14 protein-coding genes are annotated in these 13,354 nt (G+C 68.1%); 6 read left to right on the top strand and 8 right to left on the bottom strand.

Translation table 11 applies throughout. The features are described from left to right. Positions 1–53: 53 nt before the first annotated feature. Both ACIQV3_RS18040 and ACIQV3_RS18045 read right to left on the bottom strand, forming a co-directional pair. Positions 54–545, bottom strand: a complete 492-nt coding sequence (locus ACIQV3_RS18040) for a glycine-rich domain-containing protein (RefSeq protein ID WP_403713361.1) — start codon at positions 543–545, stop codon at positions 54–56. Positions 546–791: 246 nt separating this feature from the next. Beyond that, positions 792–1,022 carry a hypothetical protein gene (locus ACIQV3_RS18045; protein ID WP_403713362.1) on the bottom strand — a complete coding sequence of 77 codons (231 nt, stop codon included), beginning with the start codon at positions 1,020–1,022 and terminating at the stop codon, positions 792–794. Positions 1,023–1,349: 327 nt separating this feature from the next. On the opposite strand from ACIQV3_RS18045, the gene ACIQV3_RS18050 reads away from it, so the two are divergent. From ACIQV3_RS18050 to ACIQV3_RS18065, 4 genes are all read left to right on the top strand, one after another. Continuing rightward, complete coding sequence (locus ACIQV3_RS18050; protein WP_403713363.1) at positions 1,350–2,456, top strand: helix-turn-helix domain-containing protein; 1,107 nt, start codon at positions 1,350–1,352, stop codon at positions 2,454–2,456. A gap of 690 nt (positions 2,457–3,146) precedes the next feature. Next, positions 3,147–3,365, top strand: coding sequence for a hypothetical protein (locus ACIQV3_RS18055; RefSeq protein WP_403713364.1), 219 nt, complete (start codon positions 3,147–3,149; stop codon positions 3,363–3,365). A gap of 211 nt (positions 3,366–3,576) precedes the next feature. Further along, a complete protein-coding gene (locus ACIQV3_RS18060; protein WP_403713365.1) occupies positions 3,577–3,906 on the top strand; it encodes a hypothetical protein in 330 nt (109 codons plus the stop codon). 89 nt (positions 3,907–3,995) lie between these two features. Beyond that, a complete protein-coding gene (locus ACIQV3_RS18065) occupies positions 3,996–4,394 on the top strand; it encodes a hypothetical protein (RefSeq protein ID WP_403713366.1) in 399 nt (132 codons plus the stop codon). 73 nt (positions 4,395–4,467) lie between these two features. Here ACIQV3_RS18065 and ACIQV3_RS18070 read toward each other — a convergent pair whose 3' ends face one another. The 4 genes from ACIQV3_RS18070 to ACIQV3_RS18085 all read right to left on the bottom strand — a co-directional run bounded on the left by ACIQV3_RS18070 (position 4,468) and on the right by ACIQV3_RS18085 (position 8,449). After that, entirely contained in the window at positions 4,468–4,632 is a 165-nt protein-coding gene (locus ACIQV3_RS18070) for an HNH endonuclease (protein ID WP_403713367.1), read from the bottom strand. A 327-nt stretch (positions 4,633–4,959) separates the two neighbouring features. Beyond that, positions 4,960–5,457, bottom strand: a complete 498-nt coding sequence (locus ACIQV3_RS18075) for a hypothetical protein (RefSeq protein WP_403713368.1) — start codon at positions 5,455–5,457, stop codon at positions 4,960–4,962. A gap of 2 nt (positions 5,458–5,459) precedes the next feature. Continuing rightward, positions 5,460–5,696: a hypothetical protein gene (locus ACIQV3_RS18080; protein WP_403713369.1), complete on the bottom strand. Its 237-nt coding sequence runs from the start codon at positions 5,694–5,696 to the stop codon at positions 5,460–5,462. A gap of 1,193 nt (positions 5,697–6,889) precedes the next feature. Next, a complete protein-coding gene (locus tag ACIQV3_RS18085; RefSeq protein WP_403713370.1) occupies positions 6,890–8,449 on the bottom strand; it encodes a recombinase family protein in 1,560 nt (519 codons plus the stop codon). A 404-nt stretch (positions 8,450–8,853) separates the two neighbouring features. Between ACIQV3_RS18085 and ACIQV3_RS18090 the strand changes: the two genes are divergently transcribed. Then, positions 8,854–10,062, top strand: a complete 1,209-nt coding sequence (locus ACIQV3_RS18090) for a CaiB/BaiF CoA transferase family protein (RefSeq protein WP_403713371.1) — start codon at positions 8,854–8,856, stop codon at positions 10,060–10,062. A 74-nt stretch (positions 10,063–10,136) separates the two neighbouring features. Here the strand turns inward: ACIQV3_RS18090 and ACIQV3_RS18095 are convergent, their stop codons facing one another. Then, positions 10,137–10,406, bottom strand: coding sequence for a hypothetical protein (locus tag ACIQV3_RS18095; protein WP_030720225.1), 270 nt, complete (start codon positions 10,404–10,406; stop codon positions 10,137–10,139). Between the two features lie 323 nt (positions 10,407–10,729). Between ACIQV3_RS18095 and ACIQV3_RS18100 the strand changes: the two genes are divergently transcribed. Beyond that, complete coding sequence (locus tag ACIQV3_RS18100) at positions 10,730–12,427, top strand: serine/threonine-protein kinase (RefSeq protein WP_403713372.1); 1,698 nt, start codon at positions 10,730–10,732, stop codon at positions 12,425–12,427. 108 nt (positions 12,428–12,535) lie between these two features. Here ACIQV3_RS18100 and ACIQV3_RS18105 read toward each other — a convergent pair whose 3' ends face one another. Continuing rightward, entirely contained in the window at positions 12,536–13,336 is an 801-nt protein-coding gene (locus tag ACIQV3_RS18105; RefSeq protein ID WP_403713434.1) for an SGNH/GDSL hydrolase family protein, read from the bottom strand. Positions 13,337–13,354 lie beyond the last annotated feature (18 nt).

Consider the following 13,354-nt stretch of genomic DNA (forward strand, 5'->3'; position numbering starts at 1 on the left):
CCAACGGTAGCGGGTAGAAGGTTCCCCTACGTCCGGTCTGCCGAGACTAGTTCTCAGCTCGGCGGGGCCGCGCAGTTGGACCCGCCGTCCGTGCATTCGCTGTGCATGCAGTCAGCGGAGACCAGAACCGCAGACTGCGCCTCTACGGTCCACAGGTACTCATCGGGTTCGTCTCCCGCTTCACGGATGGCCTTGAGCGTGCGAGCGACAGTGGCCGTGTCGTGCTTCTTCGTCGCGGGGGTCTCCGGAACGTGGTGGACGAACCTGCCGAGCAGCCGGCACAGGTTGTCGTACGTCCTCGTGTCCGTTAGGAGCGCATGCCATCCCTCGTCCACGAGCCGGGACGGGCGCAGTGCGAGACCCGGGGTCCGGTTACGCGCTGCCGCCGTAACGAACTTCACCGCCTCACGAACGATCCTCTCGGCCATGCCCTCCGGCAGGTGAGGGTTCGCCCGTTCGACGGTGCGCACGGCAGTGGCGAGGCCTGCGGGAGAGAGACGGACGGAGAACGGTAAGGGGGTCTCACGTACGGCGAGCTGTGTCATGTGAGCTCCGTTTCTAGTGGGAGGTACTTTGCTGCCCACCCCGCGAGGGGGCGGGAGATCGGGGCTTCCGCAGCCGTCCGGTCAAGGGCTCGCGTGACCTCGCGTAGTTGTCTCGCCAGGATCACGCGCCCCACCCCCGAGCAACGAGAGCGGCAACAACCACGACCCACGTGACCGCCCCCAGCGTCACGGCTAACGCGCCCAGCCGGCGAGGGTGCCCGTGCTCCTGGTGCTCGTTGTCGTCGGTCACTGGACCCGCTCCACCACGGCGACTTCCGAGAACTCCCGGACGAACGTCATGTGGCCCGTGCGCCCCGTGTGCTCAATGCACATGTCGCTGCACACGTCCGCGTTGGGCGTCGGCTTCGCTGTCCAGTCGCAGTCAGGGTTCATGCACCGTGCGGTCGCGGTTGTCTCGGCGGACGGGTGCCGCCGCATGACGTAGGGGATATAGCGCATCACCGAGATCACGCTCATGCCGCACTCCGGCGGTGCGGGTGGTTACGCAGCTCCTCGTTCTGCACCGCCACGGAGCACGGGTCGAGGGCTTCGCGCGAGAGCTCACGGGCCGTTGCCAGGGCGGTACACACTCCGCAACCGGGTACGGGTACCGGTTCGAGCGGGTCGGTAAGTGCTGTCTCCTGCTGCGCTGCCGTTGCCATGCCGCACCCCTCGCGTCGCGTTTGGTGTACGCGATCGTCTCGCCGCAGGATGGGCTCGGCCTAGTGTGACCCGTAGTGGCAAGCTGCGCTGAAGCCCGCCAATCCCTCGGTCTAGTGGCAGACCTAGTAGCAAGATGGGCGCATGGAACTCGGGGCACTGATCAGTGATCTCCGCAAGGCTCGCGGATGGAGCCAGGGGCGGTTAGCGTCAGCGATCAACGACGTGTACGGAACGACGTTGACGCGGGAGTACGTGAGCAACTGGGAGCGTTCCAAAGTGACGCCTGGCGCGTTCTACCTTGCTGCACTGTCCTCCACGCTCGACGTGCCCCTAGCTGTCTTGGAAGGTCAAGTGGACCGACGCGAGTTCCTTACCGACGTGGCCGGGATCGCCATAGCCCCCGTCGTGGCTTCAGACCTCTTGTCAGCGGGCTTCTCCGCCCGCCTGTCCGGCGGGCCCTCAGTGGAAGCCTGGGAGGCCAAGCTGACGACGTACGGCACGGAGTACATGAGCTTGGGCGCTGCCGACATTCAGCGGCGCGTCTCGGGCGAGTTGGTCACCGTACAGCAGCAACTCGACAACCCCCGGCTGTGGTCCGTCGCGAGTCGGCTGATGACCTTGTACGCCAAAACCTTCCCAGGGTCGGACGGCGCCAAGGCAGTGCACTGGTATCGGATGGCAGCACGGGCCGCAGACGAGTCCGGCGATGATGCGGCACGCGTGTGGGTTCGGGGACGGGCTGCTATCGCACTCGGCTACGAAGGGGCGTCGCTCGGAGTCGCTGACGTGCTGGCAGACCAGGCAATTGCCGTCAGCGACAAGCCCTCACTAGGCCTCTTGAACGCCATCTTCGGCAAGGCACATGCCGCAGCCATCCGGGGCGACGTGGACACCGCACGCAGCCTTCTGAAACAAGGGCGGCGCGTGTTCGACAAAGCTGGCTCGCATGAGCAGACCAGCGACTATGCCGTGCCCTATTGGCGGGTCAACGTCTTCATGTCCCTACTCGCCGCGAGGCTGGGGGATGAAAGCACGGCAGTGGCAGCACAGGACGCAGCGCGGCAGGAACTGCCTTCCTCGCTGCCCCGGTTCGCCACGCACTTGGAGATGCATCGAGGGCTCATGCTCGCCCGGTCTGGCGACGTTGCTGGCGGGATCGCTTACGCACGTGGCGCGTTGGATGCCCTGCCGCCGGAAAGACACTCCCTCACGCTACGGCTCCTCATGTCGGAGATCGAGGGTTCCTAAGAGGATCTGGGGCCGCGCCTATCCCGCCTGCGGCCACACAGAAAGCCCCCGCACCCGCCGCCCGAAGGAGACGAGCACGGGGGCTCTGTCGTGAAGCTGCGGTCTGCACCAGTCCCACGCATCCGATTCATCCATGGGGTTTGGGTTTCTGTCCGGGAACAGCCATGAATTCACCTCCGTGAAAGCGGTCTAATTAGCCATGCGAGTTTTTTGCCTCCCTGCCGCTCGGGCGTGAGAGGGGTTGACCCCCTCCCCCTGGTCAGAAGGGCGGAGCCTCGCGCGATTCGCGCCGTGAACGAGCCTCAGCAGCAAACCCGCCCGGTTGGTTGCGTGCGGTCTCTCGGTTATGGCACGCGACGCACAGCGGACGCAGATGACCGGCAGCATCAGGGTTCGCGTCGCCCCGTGCGATCAACTCGCGCCGGGACAAGGGGAAGTGGTCCGCCACGTTGGCCAGACGGCCGCACAGCACGCACCACGGATGCCGGTACAGGTAGGCCCTGCGCATGCGCTGCCACCGTGTGTCATAGACAGCGCCACCACGTGAAGCACGGTCCGCGTTCGCCACGCGCTCATGCTCGGCACAGCGTCCGCCGGCTCGGGTGAGCTCGGGGCAGCCGGGTACCGAGCACGGGGGGCGGGGCTTACGGGGCATGGGGGGATCACCTCCGAGCTGTCAAGAGTGATGGTGTGCTGACGATCCATCATGGGAAGATCGGCGACAGCCCGTCAGGGCTCGTCGACCAGAGAGGCGGACTCATGTCCGAGAAGCAGGCACCCCAGGCAAAGAAGCGGGACGAAGCGGAAGAGAAGGAGGCCATCCACGCCTTGACGACGGCACCGGCATCCGAGGCCGCAGACACGACGATGGCCGAACTACTCCGGCAGGCGACGGCCGAGGAGAAGTAGGCCGTTCCACTCCGCCCCGGTACGGACTTCTCAGAGCCCGTGCCGGGGCGCCGTGCTGTCAGCTCAGGACAGCCGGGTACCGAGCAAGGGGGGCGAGGACGTCGGGGCATGGGGGTATCTCCGAATCTGTCAAGGGGGATAGTGACGTGACGACTCGTCATGGCAAGATCACTGACGGTCGGCAGGGTGTCGGCCGTGAGGGGAGCCATCCATGTCCGAGAACGAAGTAACGCCCGAACCGACTGACTTGGGTTCCATCCCGTCACAGGTCCAGGCACAGGAGTCACCCACCGTCGCCGTAGCCCGCGAACGACTGGTTGAGGCCATCGGCCGCGAAGCCGTATTCCTCGCCGACCAGCGAGCCGGACAGGCATCCCAGGGGCTCGAAGCTCTCGCCCGCGCGTTCGCCCTGGTAGCCAGCCCGGCCAGTGCGGCGGCTGCTACTGCCGTGACAGCCACTCCGGTATCAACGTCCCGCCTGTTGCCCGTGAACCAAGACACGATTGCGCAGCGCGAAACGGTCCAGCTCACGGGCCGCTAGCACGCGATATACCGCGGCCCCGGTACAGGACGCCGCCAGGAAATATCGACGTCGGCCGATATCACATCGGCCGAGCAAGGGACACAGGCATGCCTGAGAACGAAGTAACGCCCGAAGCAACTGACTTGGGATCAATCCCGGCACAGATCACCGTGGCCGAGTCGCCCACCGTCGCCGTAGCCCGCGAACGGCTTGTCGAAGCCATCGGCCGTGAAGCGGTGTTCCTTGCCGACCAGCGGGCAGGACAGGCATCCGAGGGGCTCGAAGCTCTCGCACGAGCCTTCGCCCTGGTGTCTAGTCCCGGTAGCGCAGTGACGATCGCTCCGGCGAGCATCGGGAAGAGGGACATCGGGCAGATGGGTTACGACGCGTACAACGAGTACGCGCCTGCGACTGGAGCACGAGGCAAGATCATCGGCATTGATCTTGGCACCACCAACTCTGCTGCATTCGTCATCGAAAGCGGCAAGGCAAAGGCCGCCGAGTAATCGCCTCCGCAGCAATACAGCCGCCCCGGTACAGCGCCGACACTGTGCCGGGGCGGAACCATGTCCGGGCCAGTCAGAACGGCGGACCAGCGGCCCCGAAATCCTCACGCGTCTTGAGCTTGTGGCACGGACGGCACAGCGGCTGAACGTTCCCGTCCGTGTCCGTCCCGCCCAACGCGAGCGGCTGTATGTGGTCCACATCGATGGCCGATGCGAGGACATGCCGACCACAGCGCACACACTTCCAGCGCCCCGACTTCCGGATGATCCGGCGGAGCCGAGCGGCAGCACTGTCCGGCTTACGTCACATCGCCTGCCAATGGAGATATCACGGGCGGGTCGATCGGCTCCCCGTTTGAATGCCGGGGAGTCACATCAACAGTCACCAGCCGGCCAGGATGCCCGGGGTTCTTCATGCGCTGAATTCCACGTGGCATGGGTGCCCCACCGTTCACTACGGGAAGACCCGTTGGAGAATCGGACCAGACCGGCCGTCCCCTCGCGTCGCGAGGGAAATAGGGATAGTTCCCCTCCGGCCCCGGATCGAGAGCGTCAACGACCACGGTCAGCCCTGGCCTGAAATGTAAGCCTCGCGCTTGGCGCTCAACTCACTGTCGAACTCGGCAGCCAGCGCCAGGGCCTTCCTGTCAGCGTGCGATACGATATCTTCCAGCAGGCCCGCGTCATACCAGCGCTGATCCGGAACAGTGGACACTTCACCCAATGCCGACTGCGCGCGCTGCGCTTCGGTCAAAACGTGGCCACGCTTGTGCCGAGCCGACCGGTATTCCACATAGGCGGCGAACCAGGGCTCATCGCTCAACGCATCGAAGAACCGCTCCCGGGCGGCATCGCCTGAGTTGGCAGCAGCGTCAGCCCGCCCCCGCCAGGTAGCAACCACCTCGCGGCTGTAGTCCATCGCACGCTCGGCACGTCGCGCGATCTCGGCTTTCTCTGCCGCCTGCAACAGGGCTTCAGCGTCAGCGAGCGGCCCCGACACCTTTTCTGCCTGGGCGCGAAGCTTGGCGACGTGCGCAGCGGCCTTCTCAATCTCAGCAGACATAGTCAGTTACCGCCCTTGTTTACGTCGCGCCCGTACTGCGCGGCAATCTTCTTGTCGTTCTCGTAATGCCCGAGGCTGATTCGGATCATCGGCCCCATGCGGTCGTACGCTTCCGGGTTCGAGGAGCGGAGCGACGCGGCCTGCTCCATTTCTTCATTCCACTTCCACGCATCGGCGCGGCGCTGCTCCTTGAGGGTCTTTCGATCAACTGAGCTGTACCAGTTGCTGTTGTCGAACACGATCACTCCGCTTCTTTCGGATATGACATGGCCCCGTGGCTGATCAGGGGGCAACGGCGGTGGGAGGGATCGGCGTCGTTGGACGCTCGGTCCGTCATGCGGTCTGCGGTGGAGCAGCGGTAGGCCCGCTCTCTGGGAGTAGTAGGGACGGACGAATTCCCGTGGTCTCGCGGTGCATCTCCGCTACCGGGCTCACCGTCTCCCTACTGGTTGTAAGGACGGAGGGATTCCCGCCGGACGCAGTGAAGCGGAACGAGTTGGTTCCGGTTTCCCTTCCACTCTTAGTGGGGAGCAGACCTTGCCGGAGCCGAGGGCGTGACGATGTGACGTACAGAGGGTCCTCGTAGATATCTCTTATAAAAATAGAGAGAACATAGGACAGGGCCCTTGTGCGTCACATCGTCACGCGCACTATCCGCTGTGCCTCGCCGGCTCGGGGCCGCTCGGGCCTTGCAGCGCTGCCTCACGTCGACTCCTGGCCACCCCTGTAACGCGGGGTGCGGTGTAGCACGGGCAACGCTGTATCCGAGAGCGGGCACTCAGTCCGCCCGATTCCCCCGTTGGGTGGGTGCGCGGTAATCCCGCTCTCGGAAGTAGTGGAGGGCGAAGGGTTCCCGTGTCCGTTTGGACGCTCGGGCCCTTGCTTCCTCAGTAGTGGAGGGCGAAGGTTTCCCGCGCCGTGGAGGCGGTAGAACCGGTCGTTCTCTCCCCGTAGTGGAGGGCGAAGGGTTCCCGTGTCCGCTCTGACGCTCGGACCGTTCCTTCTCTCCCCAGAGTGGAGGGCGAGGGTTTCCCGCACCCAAGAGGGGTGACGCGGTGCTAAGGGAGACACCGGTTCTCTTTCTTCTTATTTTTTCTATGTGTTCTAAAAAAATGGTTGAACTCAACACCCCAACACCAACCGCTCCGCTGTAGGGCAGCCAAGCCCAAGCCCCGTGGGCTAGCCGGCGAGGCGGCAGCGCGGGCTCTGTACGCCCGTCTGCGGGAATGGGAAAGCCCCGGCGGTCCGAGGGACTACCGGGGCGAGGCGGGCCGGTCGTACTGCTTCCAGGACGAACCTGTGAGGCACCAGCCCTAGCCCGCGCACCCATGTCGGCGAGGGGTGCAAAGAGCGTACCGGGCCGCGAGGGGCACGCAGAAAGCCCCGGATGATCACGGGGACCGTCCGGGGCTGTTCAAGCCTTACAGGGCCGCTAGGCGGCTTGCTCGAATCCGTCTGCGTCGGGCTCGGCGCCCTCGGGGGTGGCCCATGCGATGGTGACCCGCTTCATGCCGTCGAAGCGGTGTCCCTGCCCCGGAGACTTCGTCACGGTCACGGTGTCTATCGCGAGTCCGAGTAGGTCACGCTGCATCCGTGCGTCGGCGGTGTTCCAGTACTTCTCACCGTTGCCGTTCAGCAGGAACGAGAGAGATACGGGTCCGCTGTTGCCGACCAGCTCGGCGAGGGCCGTTTCAGCCTTGCTGATCCTCGCTTCGGCAGCGTTCTTGTGGGGGATGCGGTACCGGGCGGAGCGGCCCGTGTAGAAGTCCGCAGCATCGTCCGCGTGGAACTTGTCCAACTTGGCTTGTGCGGCTTTCAGCTCGGCGCGTGCGTCCCTGATGACCTGTGTCTCCTCGGGCCGCGTAATGGCCTGCCACCGTTCGGCCACGGCAACCAACAGCGGGTCATCATCGTCGGTCACTGCGAGCCGCTCGGACCATGTCTGTACGACGTACTTTTCGATGGCCTTGCGGGTGACGAATGCGGGTGCGGCACATGCCTGGTCACCGTCGCCGTAGCGGCTGCACGCGTAGGACGTCCCCTCTAGCGTCATGGCGCTCTTGCAGGATGCGCACCGCATGCGGCTCGTCAGCGCCCGGACGGCGCGGCCCGGAGTCGGGGCAATCTTGCTGATGGTCTGGTTTCCGGACAGCACACGGCGGGCACGCTCGGCGAGCTCGGACGGGATCATGTCCGGCAGCGTCTCGGCCGTGACCACACGAATCCGCTCGCCCTCGCTGTTCAGGAACGGCACACGGTCGCGGTGAGCCTTCCCGCCGGGGCAGTGCGTGAGCCACCCCTCATATACGGGGTGAATGATGATCGCCCGGACCGCATCGGCCCGCCACGGAACACCGGTCCCGGTCCGCAGACCCTCGCTGTTCAGCTTTCGGGTCAGCGCGCGGGAGGAGACTCCTGCGGCAATCTCGCTGAACACGCGTTGCACGATGTCCCACGGGGTGACTTCCCGCCGGTCGGCAACGATGCACATGTAGGGGGTGCGGTCCGGGGTGAGCTTCCGCGTGACCGGGTCGGCAACGAGACCGAACGGGGCTTTGGACAGCCACTTGCCCTCGGTGCGCTGCCGGGACTTCGTGCCCCGCACGTTGTAGCTCAGCCGCTGCGAGTACTCCCGCGCGTTCTCGGCACGGTCGATGATCCAACGGCGATCCCGCTCGTCCAGCGAATCGAGACGCTCGTAGTCGAAGATCACGCGAGCCTTGCCCAAGATGGGCACCACCGCTTCGGCGCCCTTGCGGCTGAAACGGTCGAGCGCGTAGCACCACAGCGCGGGCACTTCGCCGGCGAGTACAGCGACCATTGCAGCGTCATACTTCGGGCGCTGCACGTCCGACCACGCGGACAGGTTCTCTCGCCACACCTTCCGCACGCAGTACCCGTGCTCGTCCGCCCATGCCCGGCCCCGTTCCTCCTGCGCCCGGATGGACAGTGCACGCTCGCCCTCGCGAACGATCTTCGACTTACGGAGCAACAGGTCAACGTACGGTCGTCCGTGGCACGGGCACAGCCCGTCAGTAGTCTTGTTCATGCCCGCTGTGGGGAGCAATGCTTGCCTGTCGAACCGTGCGAGGGTGCTCGTAGACATGGGAAAGCCCTTGTGACCTGCGAAAAGTTCGCTGTCCGGAAGAACCCAGGGTGTTGGTTCCACTCCAGACCCCGGTCCTCAAACGCCGGACGGCTGAACGATCCTGAGGCTCCGCCCCGGACCCCGGACCCCGGACCCCGCACCCCGCACCCCGCACGCCGGACGCCGCACGCCGGACGCCGGACGCCGGACGGCTGAGCGATCCCGGGGCTCCGCCCTGGACCCCGCGCCGCCCACGCCGGCGGGGGCGGGTGTGGACCTGGCGGGGTGGGATCGAGTAGGCAGGGGGCATGGCTACCGATTCGTTCACCGAGCCGCTCCCGCTCGACGGGGTCACCGTCGTCTCCGTCGAGCAGGCCGTCTCCGCGCCCTTCGCCACCCGTCAGCTCGCCGACCTCGGGGCTCGGGTGATCAAGGTCGAGCGGCCCGACGGCGGGGACTTCGCGCGCGGCTACGACACCGCCGCGCACGGTCTGGCCTCGCATTTCGTGTGGGCGAACCGGGGGAAGGAGTCGATCGCCCTCGACCTCAAGGACCCGCGCGGCCTCGAGGTCCTGCACGCGCTGCTCGACGGGGCCGACGTGTTCGTGCAGAACCTCGCCCAGGGGGCCGCCGCCCGGCTCGGGCTCGACTCGGCCGCGCTGTGCGCCCGCTACCCCCGGCTGGTCGCCGTGGACGTCTCCGGCTACGGCCCCGAAGGCCCGTACGCCCACAAGCGCGCCTACGACATGCTCGTCCAGTGCGAGGCGGGCCTGGTCTCGGTGACCGGCACCCCGGAGCAGCCGGTCAAGGCGGGGATCCCGGCGGCGGACATCGCGGCCGCCATGTACGCCTTCTCGGGCGTGCTCGCCGCCCTGCTGCGGCGCGGGACCACCGGGCGCGGGGGCAGGGTGGAGGTGTCGATGCTCGACGCGCTCGCCGAGTGGATGGGGCATCCGCTGCACCACACGATGCACGGTGGGGAGCAGCCGGTGCGGACGGGCCTCGCGCACGCCGTGATCGCGCCCTACGACGCCTACCCGACGGCGGACGGGGACCGGGTGCTGCTGTCGGTGCAGAACGACCGGGAGTGGCGACGGCTTGCCGAACAGCTCTTGGAGCGGCCGGACTTGGCCGAGGACCCGGGGTTCGCCACGAACGCCGCCCGCACCGCGAACCGGGAGAAGACCGACGCGGTGGTCGCCGAAGCGCTGGGCCGGCTCGACGCGGACACGGCGATCGGGCGGCTGGAGGAGGCGGGCATCGCCTGCGCACGGCTGAACTCGGTGGCGCAGCTCGCCACGCACCCGCAGTTGGAGGCCCGGGACCGCTGGCGGGAGGTGGGCTCGCCCGCGGGCCCGCTGCGGGCCCTGCTGCCGCCGATCGGGCTGCCCGGCGGCGCGGCACCGCACATGGGTGCGGTGCCCGCGCTCGGCGAGCACACCGAAGCCCTGCTGCGCGCCCTGGGGATGACGGGCGAACAGATCACGGCGTTGCGCCGGGTCGGCGTGGTTCGCTGACTGGACAGGGTCGGCCGGGCCGGGAACGAAGCGGCGGCGCTGCGGGAGCGGGACACGCCCCGCAGGGTCGCCGACTACGAACGGCGGCTGCCGAAGAGGGTCCGCCGCAGCCTGCGCAGCGGCGCGAAGAGCGAGACGCGCGCGCTCCGGCTCCGCAGCCGGTGCGTGTGGTCTCGCGAAGTGAGCTCACGCATGAGCAGCGTCGCCTCGGCGGTCTCGCGGTGCGGGACGGCAGGACCGCCGAGCACGGCGAGGTGGCGGTCGAGGCGCGAACTGGTCGCACCGCTCCCGCATGTGATGGCAGGCACGCGAGGCGGCCTGCTACGCATTGCTATCTGTTCCATGTCTCTCCCCACCCGTACGAGGGCACCCGGCCCACCGGGCAGGGTAACCCTATCGTCCCCACGTCGCGCACGGGTATCCCGGTGGTGTGAATTGCCCGTGTGGCGAGCGGGAGTTGACGATTACTCAGCGGAGTCGATCGTCACTCTCCGCGAAATTCAACGGGGTTCGAGGTGCGGGGAACCGCATCGGCACCGTCTGCGTGACCGTCTGCGTGACCGAGTGCGTGACCGAGTGCGCGACTCCTGTCGCGACCGGAGCCACGGCGCACGCTCTGCGCTAACTTGGAGTGATCGTCCGGTAACGCTCTTGGGGGCGCGCGTGAATGAGGCTTTCGGTGACTGAGTCGGCGGCGGACGGGGACGGCGCCGGCGGGAGGGTCATCGCCGGACGGTACCGCCTGCTGGGTCCGCTCGGCCGCGGCGGGATGGGCATGGTGTGGCGGGCCCTGGACGAGGTCCTGGGGCGCGAGGTCGCCATCAAGGAAGTGAGCGCACCCGCAGGGATGGACGAGGCCGAGGTGGCCCGGATGTACCGGCGCCTGGAGCGGGAGGCGTGGGCCGCGGCCCGCGTCTCGCACCGGGGCGTGGTCACCGTCTACGACGTGGCCACGGAGGACGGCCGACCCTGGATCGTGATGGAGATCGTACGGGGCCTCTCGCTCGCGGAGGTCCTGGAGGGCGACGGGCCGCTCACCCCGCAGCGGACCGCGCACATCGGGGAGCAGGTGCTGGCCGCGCTGCGCTCCGCACACGAGGCGGGGGTGCTGCACCGGGACGTCAAACCGGGCAACGTGCTGATCGCCAACGACGGCCGGGTGGTGCTCGGCGACTTCGGGATCGCGAGCCTGGAGGGGTCCACCGCCATCACCATGACGGGCGAGGTGGTCGGCTCGCCCGAATTCCTGCCGCCGGAGCGGGCGTTGGGCCGCGATCCGGGTCCCGGCTCGGACCTGTGGGCGCTCGGGGTGACGCTGTACCTGGCCGTGGAGGGGGTCCTGCCCTTCCACCGGGAGTCCCCGGTGGCCACGCTGCGGGCGGTGGTGGACGAGGAGTTCCCGCCTCCGCGCCGGGCCGGACCGCTGACGCCCGTACTGGAGGGGCTGCTGGTCAAGGATCCCGGGGAGCGGCTGTCCGCGGCGGAGGCGGCCCGGATGCTGCGCATCGTCGGCGCGGGCGGGACCGTACGGGCCTCCGGCGGGCCGGTGTCGGGTCCCGCAGCGGCTCCGGTGCCGGGCTCCGAAGACCCGACCTCCGTGGCGCACCACGGGTACGGCCACCCCACCCCGCCGCTGCCCGCCCCCGGGACCGGGACGGGTCCGGCGCTCCCCCCGGAACCCGAACGGAACGCGGCCGGGATGGTGCTGGCCGGCGGGATCGTGGTGCTGCTCGCGGTGGTGGTCCTGCTGGGATGGCTGCTGCTGAAGGACCGCGACTCGGGCGGGGACGGCGGTGCCGGGCCGACGACCACCCCGACCGTCACGGGGAGCGCCACGCCTTCGCCGACCCCCTCGCCGAGCGCGTCCCCCTCGCCCTCGCCGTCCTCCTCCGCCTCCCCTTCGGCCACGCCGCCGCCGGGCATCGCCCTGTCCGCCGTGCGGGCCGTCCGGGACGCCTATCGGGGCCCCTGCCCGGCGCCCGCGGCCAGGGCGCCCGCCTTCACCGCCACCGTGGCGGTGGACCGCACCCCGGCGGTGCTGGAGTACCGGTGGGCCACGCGCAGCGGGCAGACCTCGGGCCCCGGCTGGCAGACCCTGGCGTATCCGGCGGGCGGACCCGGGAGCGTACGGCTGGACCACACGGAGCTGACGCACTATCCGGACGCGACCTTCGAGGACGCGGTGCGCCTGGAGATCCGCGCTCCGTCGGAGGCGGCTTCGGCCTGGCTGGAGTTCTCGGTGACGTGCGAGGAGAAGGGGGAGGAGACCCCGACGGGCGGGGCCTCCTCCCCCGGACCTTCCGGTGGTACGTCCGGACCGACCGCTTCCCCGTCACCGAACCCGGGGCCCACGGTCAGTCCGTGACGGACCGGGCGTCAGCCTTTGACGGACCGGGCTTCAGCCCTTGACGAATCAGGCCTTGACGAATCAGGCCTCGACGGATCGAGCCTTGACCGATCAGCCCTTGACGGATCAGGCCGCGCCGGTGAAGGCGGGCAGGTAGCCGCCGGACTGTCCGGCGGCGGTCGGGTGGTAGGACTCGCCGATGTTCAGCCAGTTGACGCTGTGCAGCCACGGACTGCTGGAGCAGATCTCGTGCCCGGTGAAGGCGCCGGCGACCGAGGCGAAGGCGAAGCCGTGGTCGGCGGCGCGTTTGGCGATGGCGGCGTTGAGGTGGTCGGAGGCGCCGTTGATGGCCTTGCGTTCGCCCTCCGACAGCCCGGCCACGCAGGTGCCGTTCAGCTTGTAGAAGCGGGGATAGCCGAGGACGACCACGCGGGCGCCCGGGGAACGGCTGTGGATGGCGTTGTAGACCGTGTCGAGCTGGCCGGGAAGGGTGGAGTCCACGTACGCCTTGGCCTGGTTGACCCGGCTGACGCAGGTGGCTTCGGACTGGAGCACACAGGTGGTCATGACGTCGGAGAATCCGGCGTCGTTGCCGCCGATGGTGATGCTGACGAGGTCGGTGCCGGCGTTCAGCGGTGCGAGCTGGCCGCTCATCACATCACCCGTACGAGCACCCGAGCAGGCGGCGAAGGAGAAGGTCTGGGGGGCGTGTGCGGCGGCCCAGAGGGCCGGGTAGGCGCGGGTGGTGCGCTTGCAGTTCCCGCTGGCGCTGTCGTAGTTGCCGGCGCCGACGCCGGAGGAATAGGAGTCGCCGAGGGCGACGTAGCCGAAGTCTGCGGCGGCGTTCGCCTGACCGGCTCCGAACAGGGCCGCGCCCGCTGCGAGTAACAGGGCGGAGGCCAAGGCGGCGAAACGAGGCATTCTCATGCTCATGTGTGCGGCTCC

This window comes from Streptomyces sp. NPDC099050, from assembly GCF_044759865.1.
Lineage (GTDB): Bacteria > Actinomycetota > Actinomycetes > Streptomycetales > Streptomycetaceae > Streptomyces.